Annotated in this window: 17 protein-coding genes; 7 read left to right on the top strand and 10 right to left on the bottom strand. The window is 71.8% G+C overall.

The features are described from left to right. Positions 1-76: 76 nt before the first annotated feature. Positions 77-457, bottom strand: a complete 381-nt coding sequence (locus NMN56_RS36660) for an STAS domain-containing protein (RefSeq protein ID WP_274046652.1) — start codon at positions 455-457, stop codon at positions 77-79. 246 nt (positions 458-703) lie between these two features. On the opposite strand from NMN56_RS36660, the gene NMN56_RS36655 reads away from it, so the two are divergent. Further along, positions 704-1,669 carry an RNA polymerase sigma factor SigF gene (locus tag NMN56_RS36655; RefSeq protein ID WP_274046740.1) on the top strand — a complete coding sequence of 322 codons (966 nt, stop codon included), beginning with the start codon at positions 704-706 and terminating at the stop codon, positions 1,667-1,669. Positions 1,670-1,872: 203 nt separating this feature from the next. On the opposite strand, the gene NMN56_RS36650 is transcribed toward NMN56_RS36655, so the two are convergent. The 3 genes from NMN56_RS36650 to NMN56_RS36640 all read right to left on the bottom strand — a co-directional run bounded on the left by NMN56_RS36650 (position 1,873) and on the right by NMN56_RS36640 (position 5,704). Next, complete coding sequence (locus tag NMN56_RS36650) at positions 1,873-3,327, bottom strand: MFS transporter (protein WP_274046741.1); 1,455 nt, start codon at positions 3,325-3,327, stop codon at positions 1,873-1,875. A gap of 233 nt (positions 3,328-3,560) precedes the next feature. After that, on the bottom strand, positions 3,561-4,184 hold the full coding sequence (locus tag NMN56_RS36645; RefSeq protein ID WP_430542809.1) for a response regulator: 624 nt from the start codon (positions 4,182-4,184) through the stop codon (positions 3,561-3,563). A gap of 29 nt (positions 4,185-4,213) precedes the next feature. Then, the gene (locus tag NMN56_RS36640; RefSeq protein WP_274046655.1) at positions 4,214-5,704 is read right to left on the bottom strand and encodes a sensor histidine kinase; all 1,491 of its coding nucleotides are present in this window, start codon (positions 5,702-5,704) and stop codon (positions 4,214-4,216) included. A gap of 258 nt (positions 5,705-5,962) precedes the next feature. On the opposite strand from NMN56_RS36640, the gene NMN56_RS36635 reads away from it, so the two are divergent. Continuing rightward, positions 5,963-6,559 carry a hypothetical protein gene (locus tag NMN56_RS36635; RefSeq protein WP_274046656.1) on the top strand — a complete coding sequence of 199 codons (597 nt, stop codon included), beginning with the start codon at positions 5,963-5,965 and terminating at the stop codon, positions 6,557-6,559. Between the two features lie 234 nt (positions 6,560-6,793). Here NMN56_RS36635 and hutI read toward each other — a convergent pair whose 3' ends face one another. The 4 genes from hutI to hutU form a co-directional block, all read right to left on the bottom strand. Next, positions 6,794-7,969, bottom strand: coding sequence for an imidazolonepropionase (gene hutI, locus NMN56_RS36630; protein ID WP_274046657.1), 1,176 nt, complete (start codon positions 7,967-7,969; stop codon positions 6,794-6,796). A 187-nt stretch (positions 7,970-8,156) separates the two neighbouring features. Continuing rightward, entirely contained in the window at positions 8,157-9,506 is a 1,350-nt protein-coding gene (locus NMN56_RS36625; protein ID WP_274046742.1) for a formimidoylglutamate deiminase, read from the bottom strand. 89 nt (positions 9,507-9,595) lie between these two features. Further along, on the bottom strand, positions 9,596-10,774 hold the full coding sequence (locus NMN56_RS36620; protein WP_274046743.1) for an allantoate amidohydrolase: 1,179 nt from the start codon (positions 10,772-10,774) through the stop codon (positions 9,596-9,598). A 98-nt stretch (positions 10,775-10,872) separates the two neighbouring features. Continuing rightward, entirely contained in the window at positions 10,873-12,576 is a 1,704-nt protein-coding gene (gene hutU / locus NMN56_RS36615) for a urocanate hydratase (protein WP_274046658.1), read from the bottom strand. A 281-nt stretch (positions 12,577-12,857) separates the two neighbouring features. On the opposite strand from hutU, the gene NMN56_RS36610 reads away from it, so the two are divergent. From NMN56_RS36610 to NMN56_RS36600, 3 genes are all read left to right on the top strand, one after another. Continuing rightward, a complete protein-coding gene (locus NMN56_RS36610; protein WP_274046659.1) occupies positions 12,858-14,219 on the top strand; it encodes a type III PLP-dependent enzyme domain-containing protein in 1,362 nt (453 codons plus the stop codon). A 125-nt stretch (positions 14,220-14,344) separates the two neighbouring features. Beyond that, positions 14,345-14,605: a hypothetical protein gene (locus NMN56_RS36605; protein ID WP_280842912.1), complete on the top strand. Its 261-nt coding sequence runs from the start codon at positions 14,345-14,347 to the stop codon at positions 14,603-14,605. Positions 14,606-14,878: 273 nt separating this feature from the next. Further along, complete coding sequence (locus NMN56_RS36600; protein WP_274046661.1) at positions 14,879-16,633, top strand: alpha-L-fucosidase; 1,755 nt, start codon at positions 14,879-14,881, stop codon at positions 16,631-16,633. A 38-nt stretch (positions 16,634-16,671) separates the two neighbouring features. Here NMN56_RS36600 and NMN56_RS36595 read toward each other — a convergent pair whose 3' ends face one another. Further along, positions 16,672-17,661, bottom strand: a complete 990-nt coding sequence (locus tag NMN56_RS36595) for an ROK family protein (protein WP_274046663.1) — start codon at positions 17,659-17,661, stop codon at positions 16,672-16,674. Next, positions 17,658-18,425: a GntR family transcriptional regulator gene (locus tag NMN56_RS36590; RefSeq protein WP_274046664.1), complete on the bottom strand. Its 768-nt coding sequence runs from the start codon at positions 18,423-18,425 to the stop codon at positions 17,658-17,660. Before NMN56_RS36590 ends, NMN56_RS36595 begins: the two co-directional genes overlap by 4 nt. 146 nt (positions 18,426-18,571) lie before the next feature. On the opposite strand from NMN56_RS36590, the gene NMN56_RS36585 reads away from it, so the two are divergent. Beyond that, positions 18,572-19,933, top strand: a complete 1,362-nt coding sequence (locus NMN56_RS36585) for a Gfo/Idh/MocA family protein (RefSeq protein WP_274046665.1) — start codon at positions 18,572-18,574, stop codon at positions 19,931-19,933. Further along, a complete protein-coding gene (locus tag NMN56_RS36580) occupies positions 19,930-20,862 on the top strand; it encodes a sugar phosphate isomerase/epimerase family protein (RefSeq protein ID WP_274046666.1) in 933 nt (310 codons plus the stop codon). The genes NMN56_RS36585 and NMN56_RS36580 overlap by 4 nt, the downstream gene beginning before the upstream one ends. Positions 20,863-20,896: the final 34 nt, after the last annotated feature.

Raw genomic sequence — 20,896 nt, 5'->3', positions numbered from 1 at the left:
CCACGGTGAGAACACCCACTGATTCAGCCGGACTGGTGTGATGCGCGTAACGCACTGGTTACGCACGGGGCTCGCGTTACGCGCCTGACGGATGGCCGAGCGCGGCTTCAAGATCATCATGCACGGTGAAAACGGCGCTCGCGCCGGTGATCTCGAAGACTCGCGCCACAACGGGCAGCATCCCGGCGAGATGGACCCCGCCTCCGGCCGCCTCCGCCTTCAGGCGCGCGCCGAGCAGGACGTTCAGCCCGGTGGAGTCACAGAACTCAAGCCGCGAGCAGTCCACGACGAGGCGGTTGTAGCCGTCCTCGACGCTCCGCTCCAGCGGCTCCCGCAACAGATCCGCGGTGTGGTGATCGAGCTCACCCTCGGGAGTCACCACGGCACTGATTCCCACGTGCCGTACGTCGACCGTCAGCCGGCCCCGGCTTGTACTGCCGGGCATCCCGCGGTCCATGCACACCCCTTCTGGTTCGCGTAAGGGTCTTCACTGCTTCCCCCGTCAAGCGGTTCGAACCCTACGCCCTTGACGCTTCTACCGGTAGCCGAACACCTAACAGATTGGGTCACATTCGGACATAAGGAACTTGCTATGGCTATGGAGAAGCAGGTAGGTCTAGTAGAGATACCGAACAACGTCGGCTTTGGAGGCGCCGCACCCCGCAGTGCACGTCACGGCATCGGCAGCCATATGCCGAGAATGATGGAGGACACCATGTCACCCCGGCTCGACAACGGGATATCGGATACCACCGACCCGACCGTCCCGGAGCAGATCCTTCCGGAACGGCTGCCGGACCGACCGGACACCGAAATCCTGAGCGTGGAACAGGTCACGGAGACGGCGGAAGCCGATCTGTTCGACCACCTCCAGCTCCCTGAGATCCCACCGTACGACGAGGTCGGTCCGCTCGACGCGCGGGCCCTGTCCAAGACGCTCTTCGAGCGCCTGGAGAACCTCGAAGAAGGCACGCACGAATTCGCCTACGTACGGAACACCCTGGTTGAACTCAACCTCGCCCTGGTGAAGTTCGCGGCCTCCCGGTTCCGCTCGCGCAGCGAGCCGATGGAGGACATCGTGCAGGTCGGCACCATCGGCCTGATCAAGGCGATCGACCGCTTCGAGCTGAGCCGCGGCGTCGAGTTCCCCACCTTCGCGATGCCGACGATCGTCGGCGAGATCAAGCGGTTCTTCCGCGACACGTCCTGGTCGGTGCGCGTACCCCGGCGCCTCCAGGAACTCCGCCTGGACCTCGCCAAGGCGGGCGACGAACTCGCCCAGACCCTGGACCGCGCCCCCACCGTCGACGAGCTGGCGCGGCGGCTGAGGATCACGCCCGAGGAAGTCGTCGAGGGTATGGCGGCGAGCAACGCCTACACGGCCAGCTCGCTCGACGCGCAGCCGGAGGAGGACGACACCGAGGGCGCGCTGGCCGACCGCATCGGCTACGAGGACCACGGGCTCGAAGGCATCGAGTACGTCGAGTCGTTGAAGCCGCTGATCGCCGAACTCCCGGCCCGCGACCGCAGAATCCTCTCCCTCAGGTTCGTCGCGAACATGACCCAGTCGGAGATCGGCGAGGAGCTGGGCATCTCGCAGATGCACGTCTCCCGGCTGCTCTCCCGCACCCTGGGCAAGCTCCGCAAAGGGCTGATGCTCGACGAGTGACACGGGCCGCACCGCGCGAACGCGGTGCGGGCACCGCGTGCCGAGGGCCCGGCCGGACGACACCGTCCGACCGGGCCCTCGGTGCGTTGTGTGCGTTCCCGCGCCGACGAGGGGGTGCCCCTGTCTGTGCCTTGCGGACCGCGGGTGGTTGGTGGCTTGTCGCGCAGTTCCCCGCGCCCCTTCACATCAGGTGCGCCCCACACTCACACGCGGTCCGCGTGGGGGGCGACCGCACGGGCTCCCGCCACCTCGGCCCGTTCACCCGGCTCCAGGTGAACGGCGGCCCGTTCGGCCGTGCGCCGGGCGCGGGGGCCGGTCGTCAGTACGCCGAGAACGAGGACGGCGGCGCCGCACCCCGCGATGATCCACCAGGCAGTGCGTTCGGCCCCGGCGAAGCCGTCCGCCGCTCCCCCGCTCTCCGCCGTCGCCGCGGCCATCACGGCGCCGACGACGGCGACCCCCAGCGAACTGCCCACCTGGCGGCTGGTGGAGGCGACGGCCGAGGCGACGCCCGCCTGGGAGCGGGGCATGCCGGAGACCGCGGTGTTGGTGATGGGCGCGTTGACGAGCCCGAAGCCGATGCCGAAGACGACATAGCCCGTGAACAGCACCCACAGCTCCAGATCGGCGCGAGCCGTCAGCGCGAGGAGCACGCCGGAAGCGGTGAGCGCGACCCCGGAGGCCACCAGGGGCAGCCGGGGCCCGCGCGAGCCGACGAGGCGCCCGGACAGCGGGGCGAAGAACAGCGTCATCACGGCCATCGGCAGCGTGTACAGGCCGGCGTGCAGCGCGCTCAGTCCCCGTACGTCCTGGAGGTAGAGGGACGTGAGGAAGAGGAACCCGCCGAGCGAGGCGAAGGCGCACACCGCGACGACCGTTGCGCCCGCGAAGGGGACACTGCGGAAGAAGCGCGGGTCGATCAGCGGTTCCGCGCGCCGCCGTTCGTACCACAGCAGGCCGGCGCACGACCCGACCGCGAGCGCGCAGCACCCGGCCACCAGCGGCGATCCGAAGCCTCCGTGCGGGCTCTCGATGATCCCGAAGGTGAGCGAGCCGAGCAACACGATCATCAGCGCCTGGCCCACGGGGTCGGCGCGGCGGGCGCGCGGGGCACGCGACTCGGGAACGTAGAGCGTGGTGAGCAGGAGCGCGACCAGTCCGACGGGCACGTTGACCCAGAAGATCGCCTGCCAGCCGCTCACGTCCACGAGCAGCCCGCCGAGTACGGGCCCCGCCGCCATGCTGATCCCGACGACGCCGCCCCACACGCCTATCGCGCGGGCCCGCTCACGGGGTTCGGTGAAGGTGTTGGTGATGATCGACATGGCGACGGGGTTGAGCATCGAGCCGCCGATGGCCTGCACGGCGCGGGCCGCCACCAGCCACTCCAGCCCGGGTGCGAGGCTGCACAGCAGCGAACCGGCGACGAACAGCACGAGCCCCGTACGGAAGACCCGGCGCCGCCCGATCCGGTCGGCCGTCGAACCGGCCAGCATCAGCAGCGAGGCCAGGACGAGTGTGTAGGCGTCGACGACCCACTGGAGGCCGGAGACCGAGGCGTTGAGGTCACGCCTGATGTCGGGCAGCGCCACGTTCAGCGCCGTGGTGTCGATGCTGACGATCAGCAGCGACATGCAGCAGATGCCCAGGACCAGCATCCGCCGCCGCGCGGTGAGCACACCGCCCGGCGCCCCGTCCTCGCCCGCTCGCGGTGCGCCCGCGCCCCGTTCCGCCTCGCTCACGCCGCGTCCCCCTCTCCCCTCCGTTCGCCGGAGGGCCACCTGACCAGTTTGTACGCCTCCAAGTATGTGCAGGGTGCAACCAAGCCCGTGGCCGGGGGCCGGGACGCTCCGGGAGGTCAGGGGGCGGAGGGTGCCGGAGGGGCCAGGGGTCAGCCGCCGGGCCGCACCAGCCGCGCCTCGTAGGCGAAGACCGCAGCCTGGGTACGGTCGCGCAGGCCGAGCTTCGTCAGGACGCGGCCCACGTGCGTCTTGACGGTGGACTCGGCGACGACCAGGTGTGCGGCGATCTCACCGTTGGACATGCCTTGCGCGACCAGCACCAGCACCTCGTTCTCCCGGTCGGTCAGCTCCGCGATGCTGGTGCTCGCGACCGGGCGCGAGGCGCCCAGCCGGGAGAACTCGGAGAGCAGCCGCCGGGTCACCGTGGGCGCGAGCAGCGCCTCGCCGGAGGCCACCACCCGTACGCCCTCGGCCAGTTGGCCCGCCGTTGCGTCCTTGAGGAGGAAGCCGCTGGCACCGGCGCGCAGGGCCTTGTACACGTACTCGTCCAGGTCGAAGGTGGTCAGCACCAGCACCTTGGCGCCCGTGTCCGCCGCGACGATCTCGCGGGTGGCCTCCAGCCCGTTCATCCCGGGCATGCGGATGTCCATGAGCACGACATCGGGGCGCAGTTCGCGCACCTTCTCGACGGCGGTGCCGCCGTCCTCGGCCTCGCCGGCCACCTCGATGCCCGGCATCGCGCCCAGCAGCACGGAGAAGCCCTCGCGCACCATCGCCTGGTCGTCGACGATCAGCACGCGGATCACGCGGCGCCCCCCTGTACGGAGCCGGAGCCGCCCTCGCCCCGCGGAGCGTCCCGCGGCTCGTCACACGGTGCGTCCCGCGGCTCGTCGCGAGGCGTGGTGGCGGTCGGCAGGAAGGCGGCCACCTCGAAGCCGCCGTCCTCGGTGTGGTCGGCCGTCATCTCGCCGCCCAGCATCTGCACACGCTCCCGCATGCCCAGTACCCCGTGTCCCGCGCCAGGTGACGGCTTCGCGAGGCGCTCGCGGGGGCCGTTGACGACGCGTACCCCCAGGCCGCCGAGCACATACGAGATCTCCACCCGCGCCGCCGCGCCGGGTGAATGCCGCAGCGCGTTGCTCAGTGCCTCCTGGACGAGGCGGTAGGCGGACAGTTCCACGCCCTGCGGCAGGGGCCGCACCGCGCCCGTGACCACGGCCTCCACCTCAAGTCCCGTGCCTCGTACGCTGCCGAGCAGCCCGTCGAGGTCGGCCAGGGTGGGCTGCGGTGCCTCCGGCGCCGTGTCGGCGAACGCGTCCATGCCCTCGGTCCTCACGAGGCCGAGGATGCTGCGCAGTTCGGTCAGCGCCGCGACGGCGTTCTCGCGGATCGTCGCGAAGGAGGCGGCCAGTTCGGGCGGGGTGTCGGCGACCCGGTACGGAGCCGCCTCGGCCTGGATGGCCACGACGGACATGTGGTGCGCCACCACGTCGTGCAGCTCGCGGGCGATGGTCGCGCGCTCCTCCAGCAGCGTGCGCTGCGCCCGTTCCTTCGCCGTGACCGTCTCCGTCTCCACCGCGTGCCTGTGCTCGTCCCGCCAGGCGCGCACAGCGGCGGCGGCGACCAGGAAGAGCGCCGAGACGCCTCCCATCAGCGGCAGTTCGCCCCCCGCTCCCTGGGTGAGCGTGTTCAGCACGATCGCCGTCCCGAACGAGATCAGCCACATCTCCGCCGCCATCCGCGGCCTGGTGCGCAGCACCACCAGCGTCATCACCAGCAGATGGATGACCAGCGAGAGCGCCGCCCAGGACGAACTCCCGACCGCGTTGAACAGCACGGCGACGACGCCACCCGCGTACGAGACCCAGTAGGCGAGCACCGGGCGGTGGACGACCGCCGCGAGCGGGACGCTCACCAGGAAGCACAGCGCCAGCGAGAGCACGGAGGAGAGCGAACCGAAGTCGACCGCCTTGGCGATGCCCAGCAGGAACACCGCCAGCGCACCCCCGTACGCCACGCCGTGCGGTGCCCAGCGCCCGTACTTCGCGAGCCCTGCGGGCAGCAGCCGCAGCGGCCCCCGTGGCTGCGCCAGTGGCGGCAGCGGGCGCTGCGCGAAGGCGTCCGTGAACAGGTCCTCGCGCAGCCTCGCCAGCGCTTCGTGCGCGGGCCTGTCATGCGCCGGCCTGTCCCGGGGATCCCGGGTGTCCCAGGTGTCCCGGGTGTTCCGGGTGCGTGGGTCGGGCGAAAAGGTGTTCCCCGCGTGGGGCGGAGCGTCGGCACTGGTCTGCGTCATGCGCTTCACAGTAGGCATCGCCCTCCCGCGCGGCGTCCCCACCAGTAGGGATCTGCCGGGGTCCTCTTCAAGTACTACACGGACCACCCGGGGGCGGGGCACGCGGACGCCAGGGTGCGGCTGCGGGAAATGTCAGCTGGATCAGCTGAATTGTTTCGTGGATTTCTTTTCCGTCGGACTGGTTTTACGCAGCCCGGAAATGCAAAGGTCGTGCGTCGCACATCGTTTGAGGCTTGATTGCCCGAGGAGAAAACGCACGTGAGCTATCCGTACGCCACGCAGCAGCAGCCGTTTCCCCAGCAGCAGGGCGTGCCGCCCGCACCGCCCAGGCGTCCGGCCTTTGTCGTGGTGGTTTCCGTCGTCACCGCGCTGTCAGCCGTCTTCTCCCTCATAGGCGCTTTCCTCGTCTATGCGGGCGGCAAGGAATTCGCGGACGACTACCTGCGGCAGGCCATGGACGACAATCCCGATGCCGTCGGCCTTCCTGACGGGCTCACCTCGGCCGACATCAAGGGAATGTCGGGTCCGATGTGGAACGAGGCCGTGAGCGGCCTCCAGGACACGGTCACGGTCCGGGCGGGCTTCGCCGTCTTCTTCGCACTGTGCCTGCTGCTGTTCACCGTCTTCATGCTGCGCACGGGCGCGCGCTGGGCCCGGGTGCTGATCACCGTGGTGGCGGTGGTGCAGTTCATCCTGCCGCACACGCTGATCCTGGGCGACGAGCCGCCCAACAGCCTGTTCATGACCAGCTTCCCGGCCGTGCTGCTGGGCGTACTCGCCCTGATCCTGGTCTGGTTGCCACCCGTTGGGCGCTTCAACAAGGGCCACAAGGCGGCCGGTTCGGTCCGGGTCTGAACCCGGCCCACCCGGTTCGGCGCCGCACCCCGTACGTCCGGGGGTGCGGCGCCCACGTGTTCTCACCCGGTGCTCACACGCCTACCCGCCGGGCGTTCGCCATGGATCATTGCGGCTGCGGCTGCGCGGGGGCTGGTCGCGCAGTTCCCCGCGCCCCTTCGGGGCGCGCCCGAACCTCGGGGCGGACCGGCCCTCGGGACGCGACCGAACCCCACCGGGCTTCGGCGAAGCCGCCTACGCGCCCACCCGCGCGCCCCGCTGCCAGACCTCGCTGACCAGGGGCACGCCGGGGCGGTAGGCGAGGTGGACGTGCGAGGGCGCGTCCAGCAGGACGAGGTCCGCGTGGGCACCCGGGGACAGGCGGCCGATGTCGTCGCGGCGCAGCGCCCGCGCGCCACCGGCCGTCGCTGACCACAGCGCCTCGTCCGGAGTCATGTTCATCTCCCGTACCGCCAGGGCCACACAGAACGGCATCGAGGAGGTGAACGAGGAGCCCGGATTGCAGTCCGTCGACAGCGCGACGGTCGCGCCCGCCGCCAGCAGGCGGCGTGCGTCCGGATACGGCGAGCGCGTGCTGAACTCGCATCCCGGCAGCAGCGTCGCCACCGTCCGCCCCTGCGCCAGCGCCTCGACGTCGTCTTCGGTCAGGTGCGTGCAGTGGTCGGCCGAAGCGGCCTCCAGCTCCACGGCGAGCTGGACCCCCGGCCCGTACGACAGCTGGTTCGCGTGCACCTTCGGGATCAGCCCCTTGGCCTTGCCCGCCGTCAGGATCGCGCGCGACTGGTCGGCGTCGAAGGCGCCCTCCTCGCAGAACACGTCGACCCACCGTGCGTACGGGGCGCACGCGTCGAGCATCTCGCCCGCGACGAGCGCCGTGTACCCGTCCGGGTCGTCCGCGTACTCGGGCGCCACGACGTGCGCGCCCAGGAACGTGACCTCGTCCAGCTGCCCCGCGGCCACCCGCAGCGCGCGTGCCTCGTCCGCGACGCTCAGCCCGTACCCGGACTTGGTCTCCGCCGTCGTCGTACCCTGCGCCCGCATCTCGCGCAGATACGCGGCCAGCGTCGCCGCCAGCGCCTCGTCCGACGCCTCGCGGGTCGCCCGCACCGTCGTACGGATGCCGCCCGCGGTATAGGCGCGGCCCTCCATCCGAGCGTTGAACTCCTGTGTCCTGTCGCCCGCGAACAGCAGGTGCGAGTGCGAGTCGACGAACCCGGGGATCGCCGCCCTGCCCCGCGCGTCGTGGTGCTCGTCGGTGGCCGGCGCGCTTGCCGTGGGGCCCGTCCACGCGACCTTGCCGTCCTCGATGACGAGGGCGGCGTCCTCGATGATCCCGAGGCGCGAACCGTCGCCCTGGGCAGGGTCGTTGGTGACCAGGCTTGCGATGTTGGTGAGGGCTGTTGTGGTCATGTACGGGTCCTTGGTCGGTTCCGGTGTTGCCCCGCCTCCGGTGCCGTCCCGCCACCTCGCGTGCGGGCCGCGTCCCCTGTCGGAGGCACGGTCTCGATCGGAAGCACGGTCTCGGTCGGAGGCACGGTCTCGCCCGGAGGCGCGGTCTTGGTCAGGGGCTCGGTCTCTGTCAGGGGCGCGGTCTCTGTCAGGGGCGCAGGGAGGCGATCGCTTCCGTGAGTGCCGTGGCCACGGCGGGGACGGTGGTGTGTTCGCCGTCGCGGACGACGTGCCGGCCCCCGACGACGGTGTGCCGTACATCGGCTGACGTGGCAGCGAAGACGGCGCTCTCCCCCGCCAGGCGCGCGACGGGTCCCGCCGTACGTACGGAGTCGAGCGCGACGGTGACGAAGTCGGCCAGCGCACCGCGTTCCAGCCGCCCGGCCTCGGGCCAGCCGAGCGCGGCGTGGCCGTCCTCGGTCGCGGCGCGCAGCAGCTGGCCCGCCGTCCAGTGCCCCCGTGTACGGCTGCGCAGGCGCTCGTTGAGTTCGAGCGCGCGCGCCTCCTCGAACAGGTCGATCACGGCGTGGCTGTCGGAGCCGAGCGACACCGTGGCACCCGCGGCCCGGAGCGCGGGTGCTGGGCCGATGCCGTCGGCGAGGTCGCGTTCGGTGGTGGGGCACATGCACACACCGGTGCCGCTGCCGCCGAGGGCGCTGATGTCGCCGTCGGACAGGTGCGTGGCGTGCACGGCGGTCGTGCGGCGGCCGAGCACGCCGTGTTCGGCGAGCAGTGCCGTGGGGCTCTGGCCGTGCACGCGCTCGCAGGCGGCGTTCTCGGCCGTCTGCTCGGACAGATGGACGTGCAGGGGCGCCTCGCGCTCCTGTGCCCATGCGGCGACGGTGCTCAACTCCCCTGCGGGCACGGCCCGTACCGAGTGGATCGCGGCACCGGTACGCACATGCGTTCCCTCCGGCTTGAACTGCGCGGCGCGCTCGGCCCAGGCCCCCGCCGTGCCGTCGGAGAAGCGCAGCTGCTGCCGCGCGAGGGGCTGGCCCCTGCCGTGCGGGCCGATGCCGGAGGCGAGGTAGGCGGTGTCGAGCAGCGTGAGGCGGATGCCGGCGTCCGCGGCGGCCGACACGAGCGCGTGGCCCATGGCGTTGGGGTCGTCGTACCGCTCACCGCCAGGGCCGTGGTGCAGGTAGTGGAACTCACCGACACACGTGATCCCGGCCAGCGCCATCTCGGCGTACACGGCACGCGCCAGCGCGTAGTACGAGCCGGGCGTCAGCTGCGAGGCGGTCTGGTACATCGCCTCGCGCCAGGTCCAGAACGTGCCGGAGCCCACCTGCACCGTGCCGCGCAGGGCCCGGTGGAAGGCGTGCGAGTGCACATTGGCCAGCCCGGGAAGGGTCAGCCCCCGCAGCGGTACGGCACCGCGCGGGGGTGCGTCGACACCCGTACGGACGGCGCCGAACCTGCCGTCGGCGCCGATGTCGAGGACGACTCCCGGCTCCACGATGTCGTTGAGCCAGGCGTTCTCGCACCAGTACGTCACCGGCGTCGTACGTTCCGTCCGGGTCGTACGTTCCGTCTGCCTCGTACGTGCCGGGGAGGACGATGCGGCGGAGTGCGGGGTTTCGGGCGTCACACGAGACCTTCCAGAACGTCGGCGAGTGCGGTCACGCCCGCCACGCAGTCGTCCTCCGTCGCCGACTCGGCCGGTGAGTGCGAGACGCCGGTCGGGTTGCGGACGTACAGCATGGCCGTGGGGACCGAGGCGGACAAAATACCCGCATCGTGGCCGGCACCGGTCGGCAGAACGGGCGCGTCGCCGAGCCGGGCGGCGAGCGTGTCGCGCAGCGCGTGGTCGAACTCCACCAGCGGCGTCGTGGACTCGCGCGTCACCCGCACCTCCACACCGTCCCGCACCCCGCGCTCGCCGGCCGCGCGTTCGATCTCCCCGACGACGGTGGCGAGCGTCTCCTCGTCGGGCGCCCGCGAGTCGAGCCAGCCGCTGACGAGGGAGGGCACCGCGTTGACGCCGTTCGGCTCGACGGACACCTTGCCGAAGGTCGCCAGCGCACCCGCGATACGGGCCTTCTTACGGGCCGCGAGCACGGTGTTGGCGTAGGTGAGCATCGGATCGCGGCGGTCCTCCAGGCGCGTGGTGCCCGCGTGGTTGGCCTCGCCGTTGAAGTCGAACCGCCACCTGCCGTGCGGCCAGATCGCCGAGGCGACCGCCACCGCGTGCTCCGTCTCCGCCAGTGCGCGGCCCTGTTCGATGTGGAGTTCCACGAACGCGCCGATACGCGCGAGCCGCACCGGGTCGGCCCCGAGCCCGTCCGGGTCGTGCCCCGCCGCCTCCATGGCCCGGGGCAGCGACACCCCGTCCTCGTCACGCAGCGCGTGCGCGCCCTCCACCGTGAGGGAGCCCGTGGCCAGCCGTGACCCCACGCACGAGAGTCCGAAGCGGGCGCCCTCCTCGTCCGTGAAGTTCACGATCCCGAGCGGACGCGTGAACTCCGTTCCCCTGCGGCGCAGTTCGTCGTAGGCGGCGAAAGCGGAGAGCACGCCGAGTGGCCCGTCGTAGGCGCCGCCGTCCGGCACCGAGTCCAGGTGCGAGCCGGACACCACGGCGTCGCCCGCCGCCGGGTCCCCGTGCCACGCCCACTGGTTTCCGTTCCCGTCCACCTCGTAGGCGAGCCCGCGCGCCTCCGCCTGCTCGCGGAACCACGCGCGGCACTCGGCGTCGGCGGGGGTCCACGCGTAGCGGCGGTAACCGCCCCCCGTGTGCCGCCCGAGGGGCTGAAGCTCCTTCCACATGGCGTGGAAACCTGAGGCGTGGAGACCCGCACCCCCGCGAGGGGACGCGTCCGCGCGCACACCGGGTGAAGCGGGCACATCACGCGATGCGGGCACCGTCACTCCTCCCCCTCGCGCATGGGGATACGGACGCCGCGCTCGGCTGCGACGGCCTCCGCCTCCTCGTACCCGGCGTCGACGTGCCGGATGACGCCGGAGCCGGGGTCGTTGGTGAGCACGCGGCGCAGCTTCTCGCCCGCCAGCGTGGTGCCGTCGGCGACCGTCACCTGCCCCGCGTGCAGGGAGCGGCCCATGCCGACGCCGCCGCCGTGGTGCAGCGAGACCCAGCTGGCCCCTGAGGCGACATTGAGCATCGCGTTGAGCATGGGCCAGTCCGCGATGGCGTCGGAGCCGTCGCGCATGGACTCGGTCTCGCGGTACGGGGAGGCGACGGAGCCGCAGTCGAGGTGGTCACGGCCGAGGACGAGCGGGGCAGCCAGCTCGCCCGAGGCGACCATGTCGTTGAAGCGCTCGCCCGCCGCCGCCCGCTCTCCGTAGCCGAGCCAGCAGATGCGCGCGGGGAGTCCCTGGTAGTGCACGCGTTCACCGGCGAGGCGGAGCCAGCGGGCGAGGGACTCGTTCTCGGGGAAGAGGTCCAGGAGCGCGCGGTCGGTGGCCGCGATGTCCTGGGGGTCGCCGGAGAGCGCCGCCCAGCGGAAGGGGCCCTTGCCCTCGCAGAAGAGGGGGCGGATGTAGGCGGGGACGAAGCCGGGGAAGTCGAAGGCCCTCGCGTAGCCAGCGAGTTGGGCCTCGCCCCGGATGGAGTTGCCGTAGTCGAAGACCTCGGCGCCCGCGTCCTGGAAGCCGACCATCGCCTCGACATGGCGGGCCATCGACTCGCGCGCACGGGTGGTGAAGTCGGCGGGCTTGTCCTCCGCGTACGCGGCCATGTCGGCGAAGTCGACGCCTGCGGGCAGGTAGGCGAGGGGATCGTGCGCCGAGGTCTGGTCGGTGACGATGTCGATGGGCGCACCCTCCGCGAGCAGCTGGGGCAGCACCTCGGCGGCGTTGCCGAGCAGGCCGATCGACAGGGCGCGGCGTGCGTCGCGCGCCTCGACGGCGAGGCGCATCGCGTCGGCCACGCTCTCGGCACGTACATCGAGATAACCGTGCTCGATGCGGCGTTCGATGCGGGAGGGGTCGCACTCGACGACGAGCGCGACGCCACCGTTCATGGTGACGGCGAGCGGCTGCGCCCCGCCCATGCCGCCGAGCCCGGCGGTGAGCGTGATGGTCCCCGCGAGGGTGCTCTCCCCCGCGCCCGGCCCGCCGGAGGTGGCGGACCGCCGCTGGGAGGCGAGCTTGGCCGCGACAGCGGCGAACGTCTCGTACGTGCCCTGGAGGATGCCCTGGGTGCCGATGTAGATCCACGAACCGGCCGTCATCTGCCCGTACATGGTGAGGCCGAGCTGCTCCAGGCGCCGGAACTCCTCCCAGTTGGCCCAGTCCCCCACCAGGTTGGAGTTGGCGATCAGGACACGGGGCGCCCACTCGTGTGTGGTCATGACGCCGACGGGACGGCCCGACTGGACCAGCATGGTCTCGTCGTCACGGAGCGTACGCAGGGTGCGCAGCATCGCGTCGAACGAGTTCCAGTCGCGGGCCGCCTTGCCCGTACCCCCGTAGACGACGAGCTTGTCCGGATGCTCGGCGACCTCGGGGTCGAGGTTGTTCTGCAGCATGCGGAGAGCTGCTTCCTGCTGCCAACCCCGGGCGGTCATTCCGGTGCCGCGCGGTGCCCGTACGGGGCGCGGTCCTGCCATGGGCCCTGCCTCCTCGATCGAGTGCCAGCTGCCATCTGGCGTGGTGGCGTCGTGACCGTTGTGACCGTTGTCCGGGCGGCGTGGCCGCGCTGCCAGGCCGTGCGGCCCGTGCCTGCGCGGCTGCCGTACGGCCGTTGCCTGCGCGGCCGTACAGCTGGGTGCCGCCTGCAGTTGTCACGCAAGTATTCAACTACCTTATTCGCTGAATATTCTTAGTCAACGGGTACCGCAGAACCAGGACCGGGTGCTGCCGCGCCGGGACGCGTGCTTGGCTGGCCCCCATGAGCGCCGATCCGATGAGCCACGCGGCCTCCCGTGCCGCCCACCGCCGTGACCTCGCCGTACGCGCCGCCGTCCGGAGCGGGCTGCTCGGCGACGACCACGCGCCGGTCGTCGCACTGCTGGACACCGCGTCCGTACGGGAGGCGGCGCGCGAGCTGCACGCCGCCTTCCGCGAGGTGGCGGCCCCGGACCAGCACGTACTGCACACGTTCGCCGTGAAGGCCGCCTCTCTCGTGCCGGTGCTGCGGCTGCTGGCAGCCGAGGGGCTGGGCTGCGAGGTCGCCAGCCCCGGCGAACTCGCGCTCGCCCGCGCCGCCGGTGTCGAAGCGGCCCGCACCGTCCTGGACTCCCCCGCCAAGACCCGCACCGAACTGCGCGAGGCCCTCGCCGCCGGTGTCGCGCTGAACGCCGACAACCCGGGCGAGCTGGCCCGCCTGGACGCGCTCGTCCCCTGCTCCGGCTCGGCCCCGCAGGTGGGCCTCCGGGTCAACCCGCAGGTGGGAGCCGGTGCCATCGGCGCGATGAGCACGGCGACCGCGACCTCCAAGTTCGGCTTCCCGCTGCGCGATCCCGGCGCACGCGAGGCCCTCGTACGCGCCTACCGTGAACGCCCCTGGCTCACCCGGCTGCACGCACACGTCGGCTCCCAGGGCATTCCGCTGGAGTTGATGGCCGAGGGCGTACGCGTGGTGCACGCGCTGGCCGAAGAGGTGAACGCCGCCGCAGGACGGCGCCAGATCGACACCCTCGACCTGGGCGGCGGCCTCCCCGTCAACTTCGCCTCGGACGAGACCTCACCCTCCTACGCCACCTACGCACGCCTCCTGGCCGACACCGTCCCCGGCCTCTTCGACGGCTCGTACCACCTGGTCACCGAGTTCGGCCGCTCGCTGCTCGCCAAGGCGGGCACGGTGGTCGCACGCGTCGAGTACGCCAAGTCGGCGGGCGGCCGGCACATCGCCGTCACCCACGCGGGCGCCCAGCTCGCCGTACGTACGGTCTTCGCGCCCGACGCCTGGCCGCTGCGCGTCGCCGCCTACGACCCCAAGGGCCACCCGAAGACCGGAGCACCCGTCGTCCAGGACGTCGCGGGCCCCTGCTGCTTCGCCGGCGACCTGGTCGCCCGCGAACGCCCCCTCCCCCTCCTCGAAGAGGGCGACCACACCGCCCTCCTCGACACCGGCGCCTACTATTTCTCCACCCCCTTCGCCTACAACTCCCTCCCACGGCCCGGCGTCTACGGCTTCACGCTCACCGAAGACGAGACCGTGTCCTTCACCACGGTCCGCGAACCCCAGTCCCTCGCCTCGATCGTCACCGACTCGGGCGCGGCACACGCGGACGCGCTGCTGGACGCCTGACCCGTCAGGACCTGCCACCGCGACAAGCAGACGCCCGGACTTCCGCCGCGCTACTGTCAGGTATCGGAACACCCGCGACATGTCGCGGGGGCCCGGTACGGCGCACGAGAACGCAGGAGGCCATGATGAGCGAGCAGCCGTGGACCATCGAGCGGATCCAGGAAGCGCTCGGCTCCCCCTCACTCGCTCAGCGCTTCCTCTCAGAGATCAACAAGGCACCCGCGCACCGGCTTCTCCACGTGTTCGCCAAGTGGGAGCGGATCGCGAAAGACATGGATGCGGCTTTCGAGGACAGCGACGCCATCGTCGCGGCGGCCGAGCGGGGCGAAGAGCCGCCGGGCGACTGGATCGACGGCAGCGAACGGCTCGTCGCACACCTCGGCTGAGTCCCCAGCGAACTGGGGGCCGGGCCTGCCCGGTTCGCCGCTCCTCGTTGACGAACGGTCCGTGGACATCGACCGGTTCGCGCCGGGCCAACGGTGCTCCGCGGCGGCTCATTGCGGGACCCGCAGCGGCGGGACATAGGACCTCTCGCCGTAGATGCGCGGTGTATTGACACTCTCGCCCCCAACTCCGAAGCTTTCATCGGATGTTAGGGAGGAGCGCCTGTGAAGCGTCTGAGCTGTCCGCGTCGTTCGAGTCGTCGTCCGAACCCGCGCATGCCACAGCGGCCGGCCCGTCGTACGGGGCTTTTCGGCGTCGCCTTGGCGCTGCTGCTGAGCACCGCCTGGGCGGGGGGCACGGCAGCGGCGGCGCCGGAGAGCGGGGCGCAGCAGACGCAGCGGACGCGGGGGATTCCCGGGGAGATCGAGCGGTCCTCCGATCCCCGGGTCGCCGCCTGGCAGCGGCTGCAGTACGGGATGTTCATCCACTGGGGGCTGTACTCGGAGCTGGGCGGCGTATGGAAGGGCAAGCCGGTCACCAAGGGGTACAGCGAGCAGATCCAGATGTGGGCCGACATCACCCACTCCGAGTACGCGGAGGTCGCCAAGCGGTTCCGGGCCGACAAGTTCGACCCGAAGGCCATCTGCGGGCTCGCCAAGGACGCGGGCATGAAGTACGTGGTGATCACCAGCAAGCACCACGACGGCTTCGCGATGTTCGACACCGGCACAACGGACTACGACATCACTCAGCGCACCCCCTACGGCAAGGATCCGCTGAAGCTGCTCGCGAGCGAATGCCGCAGCCAGGGGCTGAAGTTCGGGGTGTACTACTCCCTGGTCGACTGGCACGCGGGGCACGGCTTCGATCCGGACAACAACAACCCGATCCCCGCGTCCATGGAGCCGCTGATCGCCGCGCAGCTGCGGGAGCTGATGACGAAGTACGGGCCGATCTCCGAGGTGTGGTTCGACATGTCGTCGCCGACGGCGGCGCAGAGCCGCAAGTTCGCCGGGATCGTACGCAAGCACCAGCCGGGCGCCACCGTGAGCAGCCGCGTCTGGAACAACCAGGGCGACTTCCGGGTGATGGGTGACAACGAGGTCCCGGACGTCGCGCTCGACGGCGCCTGGCAGACTCCCGCCTCCGTGTACCACGAGACGTGGGGCTACCGCAGCTGGCAGAAGCGCGAGGACAAGCCCGGCAAGATACGGGACCTGGTGCGGGGGCTGCTGAGCGTACGGGCGCGCGGGGGCAACTATCTGCTCAACATCGGCCCGCGCGGGGACGGTTCCGTCGTCGGGTTCGAGGCGGACGTGCTGCGGGGCGTGGGCTCCTGGCTCGACCGTCACCCCGGGGCTGTCCTGGGCGCCTCGGCCACCCGCTTCGGCGGCCAGCCGTGGGGCGAGGTCACCGTCAACGGCAAGGACCTCTTCCTCCATGTGACCAAGTGGCCCGGCGACGGGGAGCTGCGGCTGCGGGGCCTCGCCACGGATGTCCGCCGTGTGACGGCGAACGGTGACGCGCTCGACTGGCGGCGCGAGGGCGACGACCTGGTGGTCACCCTCCCCGACCGCCCCACCGACCCCGTGCTGCCCGTGCTCCGTGTGGAGCTTCGCGGCGAACTCCGCGTCGTGCCCGCCCATACGACGGGACCAGGCGCCGACGGCCGCTGGGCCCTGTCCCCCTCGGAGTTCCACACGGGGCACAGCTACGCGGACTCCGGCAGCTACTCCTCGCAGAAGCGCACGACGGTACGGGAGACCGCCTATGTCACCTCGCCTCGCGCACGCCGCGTGAGCCTCCGCCTCACCGGCAAGGCGGACCCCGACGCGCTCTACCGCGTCACCCTCGGCTCCCGCACCCATCTGGTGCGCGGCAGCCGGCTGATGGACTCGGAGCTGGGCCCCTTCGTCCTGCGCCCCCACACGGTCACCCCACTCACGCTCACCCGCGCACGCGCCGCACATGCGGGAGAGGACCTGAACCTCACCCTCAAGCAGGTCGTCCTCAAGCCCACGCACGGATGACCCGGATCACCACGGGCCCACGCGCCGGTGCCCGCGCCTCACCTCACCAGCGCCGCGGCGCCCAACAGGCCGGATTCCTGGCCGGTCCGGGCGGTGCGGAGCGGGGGCGGCGCCGGGCGGCCGGTGGCGGCCAGCGCCTTGTGCCAGGTCTCGGCGAGAGGGGTGTGGAGCGCGGCGACCGGGGCGCAGCCCAGCCCGCCGCCGAGGACGACCGCCGCCGGGTCGAGGAGGCGGACCAGCCAGACCAGTGTGGTGGCCAGGGCGCGGCCCGCGCTGTCGAGGACATGCGCCGCCTCGGCGTCCCCCGCGGCGGCGAGCGCCGTGACCTCGCGGGCGCCCGCGACGCCGCGGCGCTCGCCCATGCCACGGCCGGACGCGTAGCGCTCCAGGTTGCCTTGCCACGTGGGGTCGACGGAGACCGGGACGCCGAGCTCGCCGAAGGCGATGGCCTCGCCACGGTGGCCCGGTACGGGGCGCCCTTCGAGGACGAGGGCGCTGGACAGCCCCGTACCGAGGGAGACGTACAGAAAGCCGGGCAGTGCAGCGCCTGCGCCCCACAGCGCCTCGCCGCGCGCGCCGCACCGTACGTCGGAGTCGATGCGCACGGGAACGCCGGGGAGGGTACGGGCGAGGACGGAGGCGGGCTGCTCGTCCCAGTCGATGACCTCGCTGCTGGTCAACCGACCGTCGGCGGTCACGTATTCGGGGAATCCGGCGCCCGCGCCCCGCACCGTCAGCCCCCGTGCGGAAGCGGCCTCCATGAGTTCGGCCGCTGCCTCGGCAACGGCAGGCACAGGGCGAAGCGGGGTGGGGCGCTGGGTGCGGTGGACCACGGTGCCATCTGGTCCGACCAGCCCGCCCGCTATCTTCGTGCCCCCCACATCGAGGGCCAGCACCACGCTCTCCGTAACGGCGGCCGAGCCGACAGCGGGAGCCTGACCGGTAGCGGGAGCCGAGTCCTCACCGTCGGCCGAGCGGGTGCCGTCGGCCGCGTCCGTGCCGGCAGCCGCGTCATCGGGTGAGGTCACGGCTGGCTCCGGTGGAGGACGCTCTCGAAGCGGTAGGCGTCGCCCCGGTAGACGGACTTGCCCAGCAGCACAGGGGTGTTGGACTGGTCCACCGTGATCTCCTCGCAGACGAGGACGGGTTCGCCGGGACCGATCCTGAGCAGTTCCGCCTGGTGTGCGTCGGCACCGCACGCCTGGGCCGCGTAGTGGCTGCGGCTCACGCGCCGGCCGCCCAGCTCCTCGATGGCGGCGAACAGCGAGCGGTCCGTCATGTCGGCCTGCTCCAGTTCCGGCACGCGGGCGCGGGGCAGCACGGAGGTCTCCACGCACACGGGGAGGCCGTCGAGCGCCCGCACCCGTACCAGATGGACCACGTCGGAGGCCGGGGCGATGCGCAGCTTCCCGGCCTCGTCGAAGTCAGCGCTGCGCACCTGCTGGACGAGCACGGCTCCGGTTGCCACGAGTCCGCGCGCCCTGGCGATGTCGGTGAAGCTCTGGAGCACGCCGGCGGGTTCGCTCACCACACCCGCGCGCACGAACCAGCCGCGCTGCGCCGAGGAGTCCAGCCGACCCTCGCTCTTGAGCAGGGCCAGCGCGTTCCGCAGGGAGCTGCGGCTCACCCCGGTCTCCTTGGCGAGCTGCCGCTCGCCCGGCAGTTGGGCACCGGGCGGGAACTCCTCCCGGTCCAGTCGCTCCAGCAGCCGCGTGCGGGCGAGTGCGACGGCGGGGCCTGTGGGCGCCGCACTCGTCGCGTCCTCGCGCGGGAGGGGGTCCTGTGTGGTCACGGCATGGGACCTTACCACTCGTCAGACCAGATGCAGACCAGTAAAACCATTACTGGACCTCTGGACTAACTGGTTTGGGCTGTGCCATGGTCAGCGGGTCCACCCGCAGAGCGGCGGGTGCGAGTCCGTTCTGAGTGAGGCAGACCATGCCGGAATCCGCACAGCCGGAGAACGTACAGCCGGGCAACGTCCAGACGCGGAACGTACAGCCGGGCAACGTACAGCCGGAGAGCCCGCAACCGGAGACCACGCGGTCACAGGCCGCACCGCCCGGACCGTCTCCCGTCCGGACAGCCGTCGTCGGCGCCGGCACCATCACACAGTCCGTCCACCTCCCGGCCCTGAAGCGGCTGAGCGGCGCCCTGCGCCTGACCGCGGTCTGCGACCTGTCCCCCGCCCGCGCCGCACGCGTCGCCGCCGAGGCGGGCACGGGGGTGCGCCCCTTCCACGACCTGGACACCCTGCTGGCCGACACCTCCGACGAGGCCCCGGACGCCGTCCTGCTCGCGACCCCGGGTACGCACGCCGAGGCGGCGCGGGCCGCGCTGCACGCGGGCAAGCACGTCCTCGCGGAGAAGCCGCTGTGCCTCACCGTCGCCGAGGCCGAGGAGCTGGCGGCGCTCGCCGAGGAGCGCGGGCTCGTGCTCCAGGTCGGCTACATGAAGCTGTACGACCCCGTACTGCCGGCGGCAGCACGGGAGTTGGCGCAGCTGGACACGCCGCGCACCGTACGCGTGACCGTCCTGCACCCGGCCGACGAGCCGCAGGTCGCGCACCTGCGCATGGGTACGCCCGACACCGACGTGGACACCACCGTCATCGAACGCGCGGCCCGCTACGAGGCCGAGCGCACCGTGGAGGCGCTCGGCGCCGGGATACCGGAGGAGCTGGGCGCCTACTACCGCGATGTCCTCAACGGCTCCGTCATCCACGAGCTGTCCGTCCTGCGCGGGCTCGGGCTGGGTCTGCCCCGTACGTTCGACGCGGCGAAGCTGTGGCCCTGGCCCGTCTCAGGCGAGCCGCCGTGCCTGCTCGCCGACGGTGAACTGCCGGGCGGCGCACGCCTCGTCCTCAACTGGAACTGGCTCCCCGACCACCCGGAGTACGGCGAGGAGATCGCCGTACTCGCGCGCGACGGCCGTCTGAAGCTCGACATGGCGGCGCCGTACCTCGTGGACGTCCGCTCACGCCTCCATGTCGAGAAGGCCGAGAAGGCACAGGAGGCGGAGAAGGCACAGGAGGCCCACGGAACAGGAACAGCCGCGGCCCCCGCGGCCGGCGGTCTGCGCTCGCACACCCTGGTGCTGCCGGGCTACGACACCGGTTTCGTACGGCAGTTGGAGGCGTTCGCCGCGTCCGTACGCGAGGGGGCTCCCGTGCTCTCGGACGCCGCGGGCGCCGCCGAGGACATCCGCGCACTCCAGGCACTGCTGGCCGCGCTCGCCCAGGCGCAGGGCCACAAGGTCGGCGGCGAAGCCGCGCTCCACGCGCAGGAGGCCGCCCGGTGATCCGCCTCGGCAACGCTCCCGTCAGTTACGGCGTCTACGGCGAGGCAGCCGGCGGCGAGGGCACCTCGCCCTCGCAGCTCCTGGCCTCCATGGCCGAGGCCGGGTACCAGGGCAGCGAACTGGGCCCGCCCGGTTTCTTCGGCACCCCGCACGAGACGGCCGACGCCTTCGAGCTGCACGGCCTGGCTGCCGTCGGCGCCTACGCTCCCGTGCACTTCGCCGAGGACGAAGCGACGATCGAACACGACCTGTCCCGTATCGCCGTGACCTGCGGCGAGCTGGCCGCCGTGGCCGAACGCACCGGGACACCGGGGCTCGTCGTCCTCGCCGACGAGGGCGACGAGACCCTGCTGCACAACCCGGCCCGCGACCCGGACGACCCGCGTGAACGCGCCCTCGCGCTGGACGACGCCGGCTGGGACCGCCTCGCGCACTACGCGCGTACCGCGCTGCGCATGGCGGAGGACCACGGGCTGCGCACGTCCTGGCACCCGCACATCTCCACCTACGTCGAGTCGGCCTGGGAGGTCGACAGACTGCTGGAGAGCACGGACGTCGGCCTCACGCTCGACATCGCGCACCTCCAGCTCGCCGGCTCCGACCCCGTCGAGTGCTGGCGCCGCTGGAGCGCGCGTATCAACCACATCCACGTCAAGGACGCCTCCATGGAGGTCCTGCGTACCGCGAAGGCCGAGCGCCGTACGGACTTCGACACGTGGTGGGCGAACGTGTGCGTCCCGTTCGGGAAGGGCGACGTGGACATCGACGCGTTCCTCGACGCGGTGATCGCCGACGGCTACGACGGCTGGCTCGTCGTCGAACAGGACCGCGAACCGACCCCCGCCGAGAGGTATCCGGCCGTCGCACAGGAGCAGGCTCACAACCACCAGTGGCTCGCCGAAGTGGTCAGGAGGCGCCTTCTCCGCTGAGACGGCAGGCCGTAGCCAACGGACAACGGATACC

It is taken from the genome of Streptomyces iconiensis, from assembly GCF_028657195.3.
In the GTDB taxonomy this organism is placed as follows: domain Bacteria; phylum Actinomycetota; class Actinomycetes; order Streptomycetales; family Streptomycetaceae; genus Streptomyces; species Streptomyces iconiensis.
Note: the sequence above shows the minus strand (reverse complement) of the source record. Positions and strands in the feature narration are given on the sequence as shown.

Coding starts and splice junctions, on each gene's coding strand:
- NMN56_RS36600 (WP_274046661.1), top strand. CDS start 14,879: ATGCCACAGCGGCCGGCCCGTCGTACGGGGCTTTTCGGCGTCGCCTTG.
- NMN56_RS36620 (WP_274046743.1), bottom strand. CDS start 10,774: ATGTGGAAGGAGCTTCAGCCCCTCGGGCGGCACACGGGGGGCGGTTAC.
- NMN56_RS36650 (WP_274046741.1), bottom strand. CDS start 3,327: ATGCTGGTCCTGGGCATCTGCTGCATGTCGCTGCTGATCGTCAGCATC.
- NMN56_RS36610 (WP_274046659.1), top strand. CDS start 12,858: ATGAGCGCCGATCCGATGAGCCACGCGGCCTCCCGTGCCGCCCACCGC.
- NMN56_RS36645 (WP_430542809.1), bottom strand. CDS start 4,184: ATGGTGCGCGAGGGCTTCTCCGTGCTGCTGGGCGCGATGCCGGGCATC.
- NMN56_RS36605 (WP_280842912.1), top strand. CDS start 14,345: ATGAGCGAGCAGCCGTGGACCATCGAGCGGATCCAGGAAGCGCTCGGC.
- NMN56_RS36660 (WP_274046652.1), bottom strand. CDS start 457: ATGGACCGCGGGATGCCCGGCAGTACAAGCCGGGGCCGGCTGACGGTC.
- NMN56_RS36640 (WP_274046655.1), bottom strand. CDS start 5,704: ATGACGCAGACCAGTGCCGACGCTCCGCCCCACGCGGGGAACACCTTT.
- NMN56_RS36655 (WP_274046740.1), top strand. CDS start 704: ATGGAGGACACCATGTCACCCCGGCTCGACAACGGGATATCGGATACC.
- hutI (WP_274046657.1), bottom strand. CDS start 7,969: ATGACCACAACAGCCCTCACCAACATCGCAAGCCTGGTCACCAACGAC.
- hutU (WP_274046658.1), bottom strand. CDS start 12,576: ATGGCAGGACCGCGCCCCGTACGGGCACCGCGCGGCACCGGAATGACC.
- NMN56_RS36585 (WP_274046665.1), top strand. CDS start 18,572: ATGCCGGAATCCGCACAGCCGGAGAACGTACAGCCGGGCAACGTCCAG.